Source organism: Streptomyces sp. NPDC052023 (assembly GCF_044548465.1).
Lineage (GTDB): Bacteria > Actinomycetota > Actinomycetes > Streptomycetales > Streptomycetaceae > Streptomyces.
Map to the genome: position 1 here is coordinate 12,191 of NZ_JBIUBW010000001.1, position 15,324 is coordinate 27,514.

The 15,324-nt window shown below is 70.3% G+C and carries 11 protein-coding genes and 3 pseudogenes; 10 read left to right on the forward strand and 4 right to left on the reverse strand.

Features of this window, described 5'->3' with window-relative positions; all coding sequences use genetic code 11:
• Nucleotides 1–175: 175 nt before the first annotated feature.
• Both fdhF and ACIHCM_RS00055 read right to left on the reverse strand, forming a co-directional pair.
• Complete coding sequence (fdhF, locus tag ACIHCM_RS00050; protein WP_399887089.1) at nucleotides 176–2,890, reverse strand: formate dehydrogenase subunit alpha; 2,715 nt, start codon at nucleotides 2,888–2,890, stop codon at nucleotides 176–178.
• Nucleotides 2,887–4,572, reverse strand: a complete 1,686-nt coding sequence (locus ACIHCM_RS00055; RefSeq protein WP_399887091.1) for an NAD(P)H-dependent oxidoreductase subunit E — start codon at nucleotides 4,570–4,572, stop codon at nucleotides 2,887–2,889. The genes fdhF and ACIHCM_RS00055 overlap by 4 nt, the downstream gene beginning before the upstream one ends.
• A 150-nt stretch (nucleotides 4,573–4,722) precedes the next feature.
• On the opposite strand from ACIHCM_RS00055, the pseudogene ACIHCM_RS00060 reads away from it, so the two are divergent.
• Nucleotides 4,723–4,923, forward strand: a pseudogene (locus ACIHCM_RS00060) (PspA/IM30 family protein); the annotation flags it as partial.
• Nucleotides 4,924–5,282: 359 nt separating this feature from the next.
• On the opposite strand, the gene ACIHCM_RS00065 reads toward ACIHCM_RS00060, so the two are convergent.
• Nucleotides 5,283–5,537 (reverse strand): hypothetical protein, encoded by a 255-nt coding sequence (locus tag ACIHCM_RS00065; protein WP_399887093.1) that lies wholly within the window; start codon nucleotides 5,535–5,537, stop codon nucleotides 5,283–5,285.
• Between the two features lie 406 nt (nucleotides 5,538–5,943).
• Here ACIHCM_RS00065 and ACIHCM_RS00070 point away from each other — a divergent pair, with 406 nt between their 5' ends.
• From ACIHCM_RS00070 to ACIHCM_RS00090, 5 genes are all read left to right on the forward strand, one after another.
• Nucleotides 5,944–6,189: a hypothetical protein gene (locus ACIHCM_RS00070; protein WP_399887095.1), complete on the forward strand. Its 246-nt coding sequence runs from the start codon at nucleotides 5,944–5,946 to the stop codon at nucleotides 6,187–6,189.
• Nucleotides 6,141–6,299: a hypothetical protein gene (locus ACIHCM_RS00075; protein ID WP_399888749.1), complete on the forward strand. Its 159-nt coding sequence runs from the start codon at nucleotides 6,141–6,143 to the stop codon at nucleotides 6,297–6,299. Before ACIHCM_RS00070 ends, ACIHCM_RS00075 begins: the two co-directional genes overlap by 49 nt.
• 102 nt (nucleotides 6,300–6,401) lie before the next feature.
• Nucleotides 6,402–7,247 carry an aldo/keto reductase gene (locus tag ACIHCM_RS00080; protein WP_399887097.1) on the forward strand — a complete coding sequence of 282 codons (846 nt, stop codon included), beginning with the start codon at nucleotides 6,402–6,404 and terminating at the stop codon, nucleotides 7,245–7,247.
• A 225-nt stretch (nucleotides 7,248–7,472) separates the two neighbouring features.
• On the forward strand, nucleotides 7,473–7,901 hold the full coding sequence (locus ACIHCM_RS00085) for a DUF1931 family protein (protein WP_399887099.1): 429 nt from the start codon (nucleotides 7,473–7,475) through the stop codon (nucleotides 7,899–7,901).
• A 183-nt stretch (nucleotides 7,902–8,084) separates the two neighbouring features.
• Nucleotides 8,085–8,651, forward strand: coding sequence for a type 1 glutamine amidotransferase domain-containing protein (locus ACIHCM_RS00090; RefSeq protein WP_399887101.1), 567 nt, complete (start codon nucleotides 8,085–8,087; stop codon nucleotides 8,649–8,651).
• 129 nt (nucleotides 8,652–8,780) lie between these two features.
• On the opposite strand, the gene uvrA is transcribed toward ACIHCM_RS00090, so the two are convergent.
• Complete coding sequence (uvrA, locus tag ACIHCM_RS00095) at nucleotides 8,781–11,249, reverse strand: excinuclease ABC subunit UvrA (protein WP_399887103.1); 2,469 nt, start codon at nucleotides 11,247–11,249, stop codon at nucleotides 8,781–8,783.
• Nucleotides 11,250–11,639: 390 nt separating this feature from the next.
• Between uvrA and ACIHCM_RS00100 the strand changes: the two are divergent.
• From ACIHCM_RS00100 to ACIHCM_RS00115, 4 genes and pseudogenes are all read left to right on the forward strand, one after another.
• Nucleotides 11,640–12,766 (forward strand): annotated as a pseudogene (locus ACIHCM_RS00100) (hypothetical protein).
• A gap of 296 nt (nucleotides 12,767–13,062) precedes the next feature.
• Nucleotides 13,063–14,238 carry a glutathione-independent formaldehyde dehydrogenase gene (locus tag ACIHCM_RS00105; RefSeq protein WP_399887105.1) on the forward strand — a complete coding sequence of 392 codons (1,176 nt, stop codon included), beginning with the start codon at nucleotides 13,063–13,065 and terminating at the stop codon, nucleotides 14,236–14,238.
• Nucleotides 14,239–14,370: 132 nt separating this feature from the next.
• Nucleotides 14,371–14,580: pseudogene (locus tag ACIHCM_RS00110) on the forward strand (hypothetical protein); the annotation flags it as partial.
• Nucleotides 14,490–14,714 carry a hypothetical protein gene (locus ACIHCM_RS00115; protein WP_399888752.1) on the forward strand — a complete coding sequence of 75 codons (225 nt, stop codon included), beginning with the start codon at nucleotides 14,490–14,492 and terminating at the stop codon, nucleotides 14,712–14,714. The pseudogene ACIHCM_RS00110 and the gene ACIHCM_RS00115, both read left to right, overlap by 91 nt.
• The last annotated feature ends 610 nt before the right edge of the window (nucleotides 14,715–15,324 follow it).

The following is a 15,324-nucleotide window of genomic DNA, read 5'->3' on the forward strand; positions in this document are numbered from 1 at the left end:
GGCGACGCCCTCACCTTCGCGTACCGCTGTCGTAGCCGTGTGACGCTCTGCTTTCTCCGGATCGGCAGAAGTGGGTACAAAGAGGAATTCTGCGGTACGGATGTCCCCCAAGCTCTCCCTGAGCCAGAAGGCGACCCGGTGTCGGCCTCGGCTCCACACCGGAGCGGAACGGGTCTCAGGGAACGAGGCGGTCTGCCGCGGATGACGATACGGCCACGCGTATCGCCGTGACTTTGTACTCGGGGCAGGAGGTGACGGTATCTGCGACGTCCGAGGTGAGGCGGTTCACTCCGCTCGCGGGGAAGTGGAAGGAGCAGAAGACCTGGCCGGGGGTTGTCTGGTCACCGACACGAGCGATGAGCCGGGCTCGGCCGTGCCGGCTCTCCACCGTTACCTCCTCGCCATCGCGCACGTCGTACCGGCCGGCGTCGTCGGTGTGGAGGTCGAGGAAGTCAACCGGGTCGAGCGCGAGGTTGCCGCCGCGCCGCGTCATGCTTCCGGAGTTGTAGTGAGCCCAGCGCCGCCCGGTGACCAGGACCAGCGGATAGTCGTCGTCGGGTCGTTCGCCCGGAGGGAGATAGGGGGCGGCGGCCAGGTGGGCCCGGCCGTCCGCTGTGGCGAAGCGCTCGGTGTACAGCTTGGCTTCTCCCGGCCGGTCGGGGGCGGTGCAGGGCCATGGCACGGAGCCCTCGCGGTCCAGCCGGTCGTGGGAGAGCCCGGCGAAGACGGGCGTGAGCCGGCCGCATTCGGCGAGGGCGTCGGCGGGAGTCGCGCATCCCAGGTCGACTCCCATGGCCTCGGCGACGGCCCTGAGGGTGTCGAAGTCGGTGCGGGCCTGTCCCGGTGGGGATACGGCGCGGCGGACGCGCTGGAACCGGCGATCGAAGTTGACGAAGGTCCCGTCCTTCTCCAGCCAGGAGGCCACCGGCAGGACGACGTCGGCGTGCTGAGCCGTCTCAGACAGGAACAGTTCGTTGCAGACGACGAGCGGGCAGGCGTCCAGGGCCTTGGCCACCTGGTTGGCGTCGGGGTCGGTTGCGCAGACGTCCTCGCCGATGACCCACAGCGCCCGCAGATCCCCGGCTCGCGCCGCGGCGAACATGTCCGGGATCCGCAGACCGGGTAGCCCGGGGACCGGTACGCCCCAGACGCCCTCGGCCCGCGCGCGAACGGCCGGGTCGATGACCTTTCCGTAGCCGGGCAGGACATCCGGCAGAGCGCCCATGTCGGAGGCGCCCTGGACGTTGTTCTGGCCGCGCAGCGGGTTGACCCCGTACCCCCGGTCGGTGCCCACGGCGCCGCGCAGAATCGCCAGGTTGGCCAGGGACCGCACCCCGTCGGTGCCGTGCAGGTGCTCGGTCACGCCCAGGCCGTAGACGATGGCCGGCCGCTCTGCCCCGCCGTACAGACGGGCGGCGGCGACCAGGTCCGAGGCCGGCACACCGGTGAGGTCCGCGACGCGGTCGGGCGGGTAGTCGGCCAGCAGCTCGGTGAGTTCCGGTAGCCCGGTGGCCCGCTTGCGCAGGTACTCCTCGTCGGTCATCCCTTCGGTGAGCAGGACGTGGGCGAGCCCGTGGAAGAGCGCCACGTTGGTTCCGGGGCGGGGCCGCAGGTGTACGTCGGCGTGCAGGGCGAGGCCGACCGCGCGCGGATCGGCGACGACCAGCTTGGCCCCGTGGAGGACCCGCCTCAGCAGCCGGGCTCCGACCACCGGGTGGGCCTCGACGGGATTGGCCCCGATCACCAGCAGGCAGTCGGCCCGCTCCACGTCGTCGAAGGTGTCGGTGCCGCCGGAGAGCCCGAAGGAAGCGGTGAGTCCGGCGGCGGAGGGGGAGTGGCAGAGCCTGGAGCAGTTGTCGACGTTGTTGGTTCCGATGACGACCCGCATGAACTTCTGTACGAGGTAGTTCTCCTCGTTGGTGGCGCGGGCCGAGGAGATCGCCGCCACGGAGTCCGGGCCGCCGGCGTCGACGGCGGCCTGCAGTCCTCGGGCGACGCGAGCCAGTGCCTCGTCCCAGCCGACCGGCTCCAGCACGCCGTCGCGTCGCAGCAGGGGCCGGGTGAGCCGTTCCGGTGAGGTGCGGAATCCGTGGGAGAAGCGGCCCTTCACGCACGCGTGGCCGCGATTGACCGGCCCGTTCTGGGCGGGCAGCACCGCCGTGACCTCACCGTCCTGTGCGATCACGTCGAGGGTGCAGCCCACGCCGCAGTAGCCGCAGGTGGTGCGCGTCCGGGCCTGAGCGGGGTGGAACGCCGAGGTGAGTCCCCGTGCCGGTCCCGGCTGGGTGATCGCCCCCGTGGGGCAGGTGTCCACGCAGCCGCCGCAGGCCACGCAGTCCGACTCGGCCCAGGGCCCGCCGGTGCCGGGGGCCACGACGGTGTCGCCGCCTCTGCCGACCAGGGTGAGGGCGAAGGTGCCCTGCACCTCGGAGCACATCCGCACGCACCGGCCGCAGGCGATGCACAGGTCCCGGTCCAAGTGGACGTACGGGTGGGACTCGTCCCCGCCTCGGCCTCCGGCACCCTTTGCCGTCTCAGGGCCGATGCCCATCGACCGGCAGACATGGGCCAGTTCGCTGGGACTGCCGTCGGCGAGGGCCCGGGGCGGCAGCGCGGAGACGATGACCTCCACCGCGTCCCGGCGCAGCCGCACAACCTCGTCGCTTCCGGTGTCCACGCGCATGCCGGGGGAGGCCGGAGTGACACAGGCCGCCGCGATGCGCCCCTCGGCCCGTACGAGACACGTACGGCATGACCCGGCGGGACTGAGCCGGTCGTCGGAGCACAGCGCGGGCAGCTCGATCCCGGCCGCCCACACCGCCGTGAGCAGCGACGACTCCTCGGGCACCTCGACGTCGGTGCCGTCGACCTCGATCGTTACTCCGCTCATGGTCCCCACCCCGCCAGTCGGTCCCCATAGGCGCGGGCCAGGCTGTGCACGGCGGGCGGGATCCGCCGTCCGAAGGCGCACAGGCTCGCCTCGGCGAGGACCCGCGACAGCCGTTCCCACTCTCGGCCCGGCGGTGTGTCGGTGGACGCCCATTCCAGGCCGCGGCGCGAGCCGACACGGCAGGGAGAACACGCGCCGCAGCTCTCGGCCGCGGCGAACTCCCAGACGTGACGCAGCACTTCCTCCGGTGCCACACGCTCGTCGAAGGCGACAAGACCGGCGTGGCCGAGAGCGGCGCCCCGGGCCGACAGCCCTGCCTCCGACAGCGGCACGTCCAGCGCGTCGGCGGCGAGGAAGCCGCCCAGCGGCCCGCCGACCTGGAGAGCCATCAGCTCGGCGCCGTCCTTCAGACCGCCTCCCAGCTCGGTGACGATCCGCCGCACCGGCGTGCCGAGCTCGACCTCGTAGCAACCGGGCCGTGCGAACCGCTCCGAAAGACAGACCAGCTTGGTTCCCGTCTCGTCGGACGTGCCGCGCCGGGCGTACGCCTGACCGCCGTGCCGGACGATCCACGGGACGGCCGCCAGGGTCTCGACGTTGTTGACGACGGTCGGCGCATCCCACAGGCCGTGCTCGGTCGGGTACGGCGGGCGGGGCCGGGCGCAACCGCGACCGCCCTCCAACCCCGCGACGAGCGCGGTCTCCTCACCGGCGACGTAGGAGCCGGCGCCCTCGACGATGTGGATGTCCAGGGAGATGGCCGTCCCGTGCACCGACGGTCCGAGATGCCCGTCGGTGCACGCCTGGCGCACCGCTTCCCGCATCCGTACCAGAGCGGCCGGATATTCGGAGCGCACCAGCACCACGCCCTGACGGGCCCCGCACGCGAAACAAGCCAGGGCCAGACCCTCCAGCACGCGCCCCGGGTCGGCTTCCATCAGCAGCCTGTCGGCGTACGAACCCGGATCGCCTTCGTCCCCGTTGGCGACGACCACGGTCCCGGGTGCGCGGTCGGCCGCCTCCCACTTCGCCGCCACGCGGTATCCGGCGCCGCCACGCCCACGCAGCCCGGACGCAGCCACCTCCCGGTGCACCTCGTCCGGAGTGCTGGACGACACCGTCCTCGACCACGCCTGCCACGCAGGCTCACCGGAGAGCACACCACCAAGCAGGACCGGCTCACCGGTGTCGTCGGCCATTGGGATCTCCGGCGCCAGGGGTGGCTCCCGCCCGGCGAGCTGTGCGGGGAGGGTCGCCCCGGTACAGGGCGTGTCGCCGTCAAGGGCGGCGGGCCCCGCGTAGCAGTAGCCCAGACAACGGACGGCCTGGATCGACACGTCACCGCTCGGTGAGGCGTGGTGCGCAGCGACGCCCAGCTCACGCTCCACCTCCGCGAGGTGCCCTCCGCCTCCTGCGGCGAAGCACGCCGTCGCAGCGCACACCCGCACGTGACGGTCGCCGTGCGGGGCGGCGAGGTCCGCGTAGTAACTGGCAGGTCCCAGCGCGGCGGCAGCAGGCAGACCGACGCGGGCGGCGACAGCCGGCGCCCAGACCTCGGGACCGTCCCCCGTCGCGGCCCTGGCCTTGGCCAGAGCCTCCACCAACCTTTCTCCAGGCCGGCCACGCCGGTCCGCCAGCGCCCGGAAAGCGTCAAAAGTGTGAGCGGAATGGACGAGCGCCATGCATTCATCGTGGAGGAAGGCGCACGAGACCGCAGCTGGAGGACCGGCACGGCCGGACATCGGCATCGAGCACCTGCTGACCAGAGCTGGGACGCCAGGACCGGGCTTGCGGCCCGGACCACGCCGCTGGAGCCGGGAGGTGTCCCGCAGATGTGGCATGGACCGGCTGATTCCTCACCAATCGAGAGGAGGCGCATCGCCCACCGCATGGCCACCCTGTTCCGGACCAAGGCGAACCAAGCCCTGGACCGGGCTGAAGACCCCCGCGAGGTACTGGGCTACTCCTATACACAGCAGCAGGAAATGATGCAGAAGGTACGACGCGGTGTGGCGGACGTGGCCACCAGCCGCAACGGACCTGCAGACCCAGCACGCTTCGCTGCAGCATCCCTGCGCATCCGCGTGCGCGCATAGTGGTCGACCACCCTGCGGTGCAGGGCGTTCGTCGCGTACACCGTGGCCAGCGCCTCCAGCAGTGGCCCGCGGTGGGTGCGGTGTGCCCACAGCGGGACGCGCCGGCCCGCTCGGGGGCCGCTGATGGTGCGGTGCCGGCTGTAGCGGACGGCGGTCGCCAGGGCGGCGCGGCTCGCGCCGAGCGCCGGCTGCACTCATGCTCACCGAGGGTGACGCGGCCGATGGCGGTCAGGAAGCGTTGGCGGGGACTGCCCAGCGTGCTGGTGAAGGTCCCGTCGTCGGCCGGGCGGCCGTGGTCACCGCTCAGCATGGCCCTCTTTCGGCAGGACCACCTGTTCGAAGGAGGTCAGGCAGTGGTCGACCGAGCTGCCGGGCCGCAGCGGCAGCGGGCGGACGGTGACGCCGGGCAGCGGGCCCCGGTGGTCCGACAGCGGGGTGAGGAACAGGAAGACGCCGTGGTCCCGCCCGCCGGCCAGCAGGCGCGCGGCCACCACCGCGTCCTTCGGCCCGCCGATCGACGAGGTCATCGGCATGAACTTCTGCGCCGCCACCGTGGGGGTGTGCAGCGTGAACGTGTCCCAGGCGTACTACGAACGCCGCACCCAGGAGGGCAAGACCCGACGCGAGATCATCCGATGCCTCGAGCGATACGCAGCCCGAGAGGTATTCAACCTGGTCAGACCGGTATCCAGCTCCCCATCGTTATAGGGGCGTCTGAGAGCGCAACAGACGTGGAGGCCCCGTCAGCAAGAGGCGTTCTGGCGGGCCCCTGCCTGGAGCTCAAGACGAAGCCCCACCGGAGCGCTCCGGTGGGGCTTCGCCGCGAGCTCGACTGTGCTTGCGCGCAGGACGCGTTCGGCTCCTCATGCAGTCCGTGATCCTGCGTTGCTCTCGGGGACGCTGGATTTGCGGCTCGCCGGCGAAGCTGGGGGTTCTGTTGTGTGGTGGGTTGATGCGGTGTGCCCTGCTCGGGCGGGCCCAGCGGTACGGTGGCTGTCCGTGGATGTGCGGCGTAGTGGCCACCCTTTCGCGTTGCACGAGGCGCTCGCCCGGGCGACCGGAACACGGTCCGGGATGATCGGGGTGAGCGCCCCTTGCGACTCCCTGAACGACATCCCCCACCACTACCAGGAGGCGCAGCGCGCCCTGGAACCGTGCTGTTCAGCATCGCCCTGCGGCACTTCGCCGTGCAGACCGCGATGATCGGCTTCGCGGCGGTCCTCTCCTGCGGCGCCGTCGGGTCGGTTGCCGTCGCCTTGCGCGACCGCACCCGGTCCCGGCGAGCTCTCGGCGCAGTCCGCTTGGCCCTGTGACCTCCCTGCGGCGCATGCGACACAGGTTGTCTGGGAGGCGCGGACCCGGGCACCCGGTGCGGGCACGCGTGACGCGGACCCGCGGCAGACGGGAGGCCCGAGATGTCTGCGGAATCGGCCAGAACGATCGCGCTCCCCTCCGGTGAGGAGATCGCGGCGCTCGGGCAGGGCACCTGGTACCTGGGCGAGGACCCGGCCCGGCGTGAACAGGAGATCGCCGCGCTGCGGCTGGGCGTGGACCTGGGCATGACCGTCGTCGACACGGCGGAGATGTACGGCGACGGCGCATCCGAGGAACTCGTCGGGGAGGCCCTCCGGGGACGCCGGGCAGAGGTCTTCCTCGTCAGCAAGGTGCTGCCCGGCCACGCAACCCGGAAAGGCACCGTCGCAGCCTGCGAGGGCAGCCTGCGGCGGCTCCGTACGGAACGGTTGGATCTCTACCTGCTGCACTGGCGGGGACGGTGGCCACTCGAGGAGACCCTTGCGGGGTTCACCGACCTGATGGAGGCGGGCAAGATCCGTTACTGGGGCGTGAGCAATCTGGATGTCGCCGACATGGTCGAGCTGACCGCCTTCCCCGGTGGCGACGCCGTGGCGGTCGACCAGGTGTTGTACAACTTCTCCCGGCGCGGCATCGAGTGGGATCTGCTCCCGTGGTGCCGTGAGGCGGGGGTGACGGTCATGTCCTACTCCCCGATCGAGCAGGGGCGGCTGCTGAAGGTCGAGGCTTTGGGTGCCGTGGCCCGGGCCCTCGGAGCCACGCCTGCCCAGGTGGCACTCGCCTGGGTGCTGGAACAGGGGGTGGCCGCGATCCCGCGTTCCGGATCACCCGACCACGTTCGGGAGAACCGCGGCGCGATGGCCCTCCACCTTCCTACCAAGGCGCTCAAGGCCCTCGACGAGTCGTTCCCGCCGCCCAGCGGGCCCACGCCCCTGGAGATGCTCTGAAGGCGTCGACGGGATGGCGCGCCCCCCGCTCAGCCCGACCCCCTGCACCGGTCCCGGCCCTGTTCCCATCTCGGCGGGGTTCCCTCATGCGGGTGCCCCAATGCAGTCCCGCTTCCCGAATTGGTCGTGTCGTCCGGTCAGCAATTCCCGTTCGAGGCGTTGCAACGCCGTGCAGCCTCCTGCGGACGGACGGACGGACGGACGGACGGACGGACTGGCCAAGTGATGCCTGCGCACTTCATGCTGCTCTGCCAGGGGAAGAGGGGGGTGGCTTTTTCGGCCTGGGGTGCGGAGGCGCTCAGTAGGGGGCTCTGCGAATCTCGACCGGGTAACAGCCGATGGCGTGCCAAGGCCAACGGCAGGAATACCGTCGAACCGTGGGACCTACCGATCACCAAGGGCCTCCAGGAGAGCATCCACCGGTTCCGGCAGCTCGATGAGGAGGTCGAGCTGAAGCCGATTCTGGAGCAGCTCGCCGCGCACCCTCCCCTCGACAGGACACCCACCCAGGAGGCCGAAGACCGCTTCCCCGAGATCATCGGCGGTCTCAGCGTCGCCGTCGCCGAGACGTTCAAAATCATGTACCCGGATGTCAAGAACCCCCAGACCAGTCACTGGGAGGGCGTGACCGCGGTGTTCGACCGGCTGCTGTAGCAGCCGCTTCCCGGTGCATGTCGGCGGACTGAACCGACATGCCGGACGGGGCGAGGGAAAGTCGGGGCGCCTTCGGCCGGGCCCTGCAGTCGCCGGTCTGGAAAAAAGGGATGCGGACAGGCCCTGCCGGGTGTCCCAACCGCTCGCGTCCTACAACCACCGACTCGTGAAGGGAGCCGTACCATGACACAGGAACTCCAGGGGATGCGGGTGGGGATTCTGGCCACCGACGGCGTCGAGCGCGTGGAACTCGACCAGCCGCGCGGCGCGCTGCAAGGCGCAGGGGCGAAGACCGAGATCGTCTCACTCCACCCCGGCGAGATCCAGGCCCGCCAGTTCGACCTCAACGCGGCCGGAACCTTCCCCGTGGACCGCCTCGTCGCCGACGCCTCCGTCGACGACTACCACGCCCTCCTCCTGCCCGGCGGCACCGTGAACCCTGACCAGCTGCGCATGGACCGCGACGCGGTGCAGTTCGTCAAGGACTTCATGGCCAGCGGGAAACCGGTCGCATCGATCTGCCACGGCCCGTGGACCCTGGCGGAAGCCGACGCCGTGCGCGGCCGCCGTCTGACGTCCTGGCCCAGCATTCGCACCGACCTGCGCAACGCAGGCGCGGAGGTCGTCGACGACCAGGAGGTGGTCGTCGACGGGCAGCTGGTCACCAGCCGGAGCCCGGCCGACCTGCCCGCCTTCTGCGCCGCCGTCGTGGAGCAGTTCGCCCGGGCGCACCACCCCATGCCCGGTTGACCCGGCGGAATGGGCCCGGACGGGACACCTCGCGAGCGATGTCCGCCACACGCTGGAACGCTGCATGGCGACGCGCGCAACCCTGCGCCCCGAACCCGGCTGACCGGTGCTCAGGCCCTCACGTCGTCGTCAGGAGCGCGCGAGCCGGGCCGCGAGATAGGGCGCGGTGGCGCTTCGGCGGGTCCTCGCCACCTTGGCCGGCGGGCCCGTCGCGACCACCCGCCCGCCCGCGTCGCCGCCGCCCGGACCGAGGTCGATGACCCAGTCGGCGGTGGCGATCGTGTCCAGGTCGTGCTCGACGAGGACGAGCGTGTTGCCGGCGTCGACGAGCCGGTGCAGCTGTCGCAGCAGCAGCGCGATGTCCGAGGGGTGCAGTCCCGCCGTCGGCTCGTCGAGCAGGTAGAGCGCGTGCCCGCGCCGGGCTCGCTGCAGTTCGGTGGCCAGTTTGATGCGTTGCGCCTCACCACCGCTGAGTTCCGTCGCGGGCTGGCCCAGCCGCAGGTACCCCAGTCCCACCTCGCGCAACGTCTCCAGACTGCGGGAGGCCGCCGGGACGGCGGACAGGAACTTCGCTGCGGCGTCGACAGACAGCCCCAGTACTTCCGCGATGTTCTTGCCGCGGTAGGTGACTTCCAGCGTTTCGGCGTTGTACCGGGCGCCCTCGCAGGTCGGGCACGGCGCGTAGGTGCCCGGCAGGAACAGCAGTTCCACCGCGACGAACCCTTCGCCCTGGCAGGTCTCGCACCGCCCCTCAGCCACGTTGAAGGAGAACCGGCCGGCCGAGTAGCCGCGCGCCCTGGCTTCGTCCGTCGCCGCGTACAGCTTGCGCACCGCGTCGAACAGCCCGGTGTACGTGGCCAGGTTGGACCGGGGAGTTCGGCCGATGGGCCGTTGGTCGACGCGGACCAGCCGGTCGAAGGACTCGACCCCCGACGCGTCCTGGACGTCGACCTCCAGCTGCGCCTCGTCGGGTTCCTCGGGTGCGAGTCCGAGGTGGCCGCGGACGACCTCGGCGAGCACCTGCGTCACCAGCGTCGACTTTCCGGAACCGGACACGCCCGTTACCGCCGTCAATACGCAGAGCGGTACGTCGACGGACACGTCGTGCAGATTGTGGCGGGAGACGCCGCGCAGGTGCAGCCAGCCGTGCGGTGTGCGCGGGCGGTGTTCGAGCGGCTGGGCGCGCCCGAACAGGTACTGGCTCGTGGCCGACTCCTCGACCCGCTCGAGACCGGCGACCGGACCGCTGTACAGCACGCGTCCGCCGCCCTCGCCCGCACCGGGGCCGATGTCGACCACCCAGTCCGCCCGCCGTACGACGTCCATGTCGTGCTCCACGACGAACAGCGAGTTGCCCGCCGCCTTGAGGCGGTCCAGCACCTCCAGCAGCGGCTTTGCGTCAGCCGGGTGCAGGCCCGCGGAGGGTTCGTCGAGGACGTAGACGACGCCGAACAGCCCCGAGCGCAGTTGGGTGGCGATCCGCAGGCGCTGCGCCTCGCCGGGTGACAGGGTCGTCGAGCGGCGCCCGAGGCTGAGATATCCCAGGCCCAGGTCGAGCAGTACGTCGATCCGCGCGACCAGGTCGCCGCAGATCCGGACCGCGACCTCGGTCGTCTCCCCGGACCGGGCGGTCGACGTGGTGGCGTCGGCCTCGGACCGCCCCGCGACGGGCCGCAGCAGCGCCACGACCTCGGTAAGCGGCATCGCGTTGATCTCGGCGATGGAACGTCCGGCGAAGGTCACGGCGAGCGCCTCGGGCCGCAGTCCGCTGCCGTGACAGGCGGGGCAGGGCACACTCCTGACGAACCGGAGCGCCCGTTCGCGCATCTTCTCGCTCTTGGAGTCGGCTAGGACGTGCATGACGTGCTTGCGGGCGCTCCAGAACTTGCCCTGGTAGCCGTAGTCGACGCGGTCCTCCTCCGGCTCGATGTACACCAAGGGCTGCTCGTCCGTGTACAGCAGCCAGTCCCGGTCCTTCTTCCTGAGCCTGCGCCACGGCCGGTCGATGTCGATCCCCAGGCCGCTCACGACACTGCGCAGGTTGGCGCCCTGCCAAGCGCCCGGCCAGGCGGCGATCGCCCCCTTGCGGATGCTCAGCGAGGGATCCGGGACGAGCAGGTCCTCGGCGACGTCGTGCACGACGCCCAGTCCGTGGCACTCCGGGCAGGCGCCGGCCGCGGTGTTGGGTGAGAACGACTCGGCTTCCAGCCGTGCGGCACGGGGCGGATAGGTGCCGGCGCGGGAGTACAGCATGCGCAGCAGATTGGACAGCGTGGTGAGGGTGCCGACCGTCGAGCGCGAGCTGGGCGACCCGCGTCGCTGCTGCAGGGCCACGGCCGGTGGCAGCCCGGTGATTTCCTGCACGTGCGGTGCGCCGACCTGTTGCAACAGCCTTCGGGCGTACGGCGCTACGGACTCGAAGTAGCGCCGCTGGGCCTCCGCGTAGAGCGTGCCGAACGCGAGCGAGGACTTGCCCGAACCGGAGACGCCGGTGAAGGCGACCATCGCGTCCCGCGGAACGTCGACATCGATGTTCCGCAGGTTGTTCTCACCGGCGCCCCGGACATGCACGAAGGAGTCGGTTGCGTCCTTGTTCACCGTTCCTGATTACCTGATCGCGTCGCGAACCGCGCGACAGGAGCCGTCACCGGGCGCCGCTCCCAGGGATCATCCGAGAGCGCTTCACCATTGATCCGTACGTGGGCCTGACGGGAACCGTGTCCCCGTGCCTCACCCATCGCCCACAGGGACGATCGTCCGGCTGAAGCCCTATGGAGCCCCCGCAGCGAGGCGACCGCCCTTCGCGCCTCTCTCGATCGGCCCTGGCTGAGACCTGGCGGTGGAGCAGGCCCTGCGCGGGGAGGACGAGGAGATCTGACCGTACAGCCTGCACCTGCTGGCAGGGGGCCTGCATGTCACGCGGCGTCGGCGTCACCTCGGGGGCATCCTGTGGGCACTCGCAATCGCGGGGGAGCCGACGGGGGAGTCATGCGGATGTCGTCTCAGGGCGTTACGGTCGTGGCTCTCCTGGTGGACCCGGACGCGCCCACGGAGATCGCGCAGCGCATGGCCCCGATGCCTTCTGATCGGCTCGCCGACAGGTCAGGCCAGGGACGACGGTTCGACGTCGAGGTGGTCAGTGAGCCCTTCACCGCAGGGACCGAGGACCTGTCCACATTGACGCGCCGGATCATGGACCGCAGAAGCGAGGGAAACTGGGACATCGTCGTGGCCCTCACCGACCTTCCGCTGCACTCACATGGGCGCAAGCTCGTGGTGGATCTGAGTCACGAACACGGCTTGGCCCTGCTGTCTCTTCCCACGCCGGGGGCTTCCGGCTGCAGACAAGGGCCCAGCAGGCCGTGGAAGAAGCCGTGCTCAGCTTGATGGGCCCGCAGGCCACCGGGTCTGAGGGCCTGGGCCCTCCGGGAAGTCAGCCGCTGCGGGGGCCCTTCATCAGTCGTCTCGCGCCCATCCGTCCGGGCCAGGCCGGTGACGAGGAGATCGCCGATCTGCGGTACGTCGTGAGTGGGCCGCGCGGTTACCTGAGGGTGCTCCTCGGTATGGTCCGCGCCAACCGGCCGTGGCGTTTGGTGCCGGGTCTGTCCAAGGCATTGGCGGTCGCGCTCGCCACGGGAGCAGTCGCCACCGTGAACTCCACCATCTGGAACCTGGCCACGTTCCTGAGCACGCCACGCCTGGTGATCGCCATGGTCGGATCTGTCGCCCTCATGATCGGCTGGCTGATCGTGGACGCGAACCTGTGGCATCGAACGGACGAGGTTTCGCCGGAGGCGAGGAAGAGGGCGGCCCTCTGGAACGCCTCGACACTCATGACCGTGGGTATCGGGGTGCTCGTCTGCTACGCGGGTTTGATGGTCATCAACCTGGTGTGGGCGCTGTTCATCCTCAATGACCGGGTGTTCGCGACCATGACACGAACCCCGCTGCACGCCATTGAGTACTGGACGCTGTCTTGGTTCGTCGCTTCGGTCGCCACGGTGGGCGGCGCGCTGGGATCGGGCCTCGAGAGCGACGAGGCGATCCGGGCGGCCGCCTACTCCAAGCGCGAACAGGAGCGTCGCAGCGTGCTGCAGGACGACCACGGTGACTAGCTGGTGAACTCAGTCGGAGATGTGGCGTCGGTTGGTGGTCGTCCGGGTCCGGAGATTCCGCTGATCGGTCGGTGCGTGGTTGTTTCGCCTCGGGGGCCGACGGGGACCCGGACGCAACGCCGCCGGAGCGCCGAAGCTCCGCGTGGCGGGACCGACGGCAAAACGACCGTTCCATCTGATCCAGGTGAACGGCCCCCAGAGGCTGCCGGAGCCCCGGACCCCGTCGCAGCACTTCCGAGAGTCAGGCTCTCTGCGCCTTCCCATCACCGCCGTACCGCGACATCAGGGAAGCCACCATGAAAGCAGCGGTATACGAAGGACCGCGAACGGTCACAGTGAAGGACGTACCGGACGCGAAGATCGAGCACCCGTGCGACATCATCGTCAAGATCACCACCACCAACATCTGCGGTTCGGACCTGCACATGTACGAGGGCCGTACCTCGTTCGAGTCCGGCCGCACCCTGGGGCACGAGAACATGGGCGAGGTCGTGGAGGTCGGCTCGGCCGTCCGCAAGGTCCAAGTCGGCGAGTACGTGGTCCTGCCCTTCAACATCGCCTGCGGCTTCTGCAAGCAGTGCGAGCAGGGTCTGACCAACTACTGCCTGACCATGCAGCCGGAACCGGCCCTCGCCGGAGCTGCCTACGGATTCGCCGACATGGGCCCCTACCAGGGCGGCCAGGCGGAGCTGCTGCGCGTGCCCTACGGCGACTTCAACGCGCTGCGTCTGGGCGAGGACGCCGCCGAGCGGCAGACCGACTACGTGATGCTCGCCGACATCTTCCCCACCGGCTATCACGCCACAGAGATGGCCCATGTCAAACCGGGTGACCAGACCATCGTCTTCGGGGCCGGTCCGGTCGGGCTGATGGCGACCTACTCCGCCCTCCTCAGGGGCGCCGGGCGCGTCTGGACAGCCGATCACCAGCCCGACCGGCTGCGCAAGGCGGAGGAGATCGGGGCCATCCCCATCAACACCGCCGAGCAGAACCCGGCGGAGGTCGTCAAGGAGGCCACCCTCGGTCTGGGCGCCGACAACGGCTGCGAATGCGTCGGCTACCAGGCACACGACCCCGAAGGACACGAGGACGCCAGTCTCACGCTCAACGGACTGATCGACTCGGTCAGGTTCACCGGCGACATCGGAGTGGTGGGCGTGTTCCTGCCCCAGGACCCCGGCGGCGAGGAAGCCCAGGGGGAGCTGGAAGCCCAGGGCAAGGTCCCGATCGACTACGGCATGATGTGGTTCAAGGGCCAGAGCATGGGCACCGGGCAGGCGCCAGTGAAGAAGTACAACCGTGCCCTGCGGGACCTGATCGCCGGCGGGAAGGCCAAACCGAGTTTCGTCGTCTCCCACGAGCTCGGCCTGGACGAGGCCCCCACCGCCTACGAACACTTCGACGCCCGTGACGAGGGCTGGACCAAGGTGGTCCTGCATCCCAACGGACACGGCAACGGCCACAAGCGGTAAGAGACCCGGGGCCGCCGTGCCTCCTGTTCCTCCGCACCGGCCCGGGGGACGGGTAGCCATCTGCCCGTCCGCCGGACTGGGCTGGGGGCAATCGCCGCGTACCGGCCGGCCCTGAACCAACAACGACTGCGTGTCGCGCTCGCAGCGGGCGCGGGTCTGGCGCTCAGTACCTTCGTGGGCTACCTGGCGGCGGGGCGACTCGTGACGTTCCTCCCACTGCTGGCCGTATGGGCCTTCGCCGCCGGAATGGCGTGGGCCGTCGGATCGACCGCTGGGATCGTCGCAGCGACTACCGTGGGCAGCATGCTCGTGACCATCACCCTGCCCACGAGCGTCGGCCGAAACTCCTCGACCGCTCCGAGCGCGTCACCCTGCTCGTCGGGGAGGGGGCCCGGGCCGCCCGCGAGGACGTCCTCACCCTCGCCGACCGTCTGGCCGCACCGATGGTACTCACCCTGAAGGCGAAGGCCGCCTGACCCGGGAGTGCTTCTTGGCGTCGGGCGCGCTCCTTCTCGGTGGCGACGTGCTCGGTCCGGTCCTGTTCCTGGAGGACGAGAAACCCCACGGGCTGGCCCTGTGCGGTGATGGTGAAGTGAGGATGTGCCCTGCGGCGGCGATGAGCCGGGGTGCGTAGCCGGTCTGCCCGGCCGAGCAGGTGTGTCCTTCGGCCTCGGCGGTGGTGATCAGTGCCTGGATGAGTTTGAGAGCGCGTCCTGGGACGGGCTTGGTCAGGCCGAGCGGTTGGCGTTCGTTCTGCATGGCCCGGACAACGGTGTGCTGCCGAGTGAGTCGGGCGGGGACGGGGTCGAGGACGGCGAGGCGCCAGGCGGGGATGTCGGCGAGTTTGATTTCGTACCCGTCACGGCACCAGCTTCCGTAGAGCTCTTTCGTCTCCGGAATCCTTCCCGATCCGCGTGCGGCGGCGACGCGGGACGGCCACTTCTCCAAGTCGGGACCGCTGCCACTCTTGACGATTCGGCCGCCGGCTCCGCGAGATCCTGTAACAGCTGCTCCGCGAACGTCACACGAGACTGTGATGGAGTGCTTAGCTTCCGCGGCGCGGCCTGTGGTGCCTGCGCTCGGGTG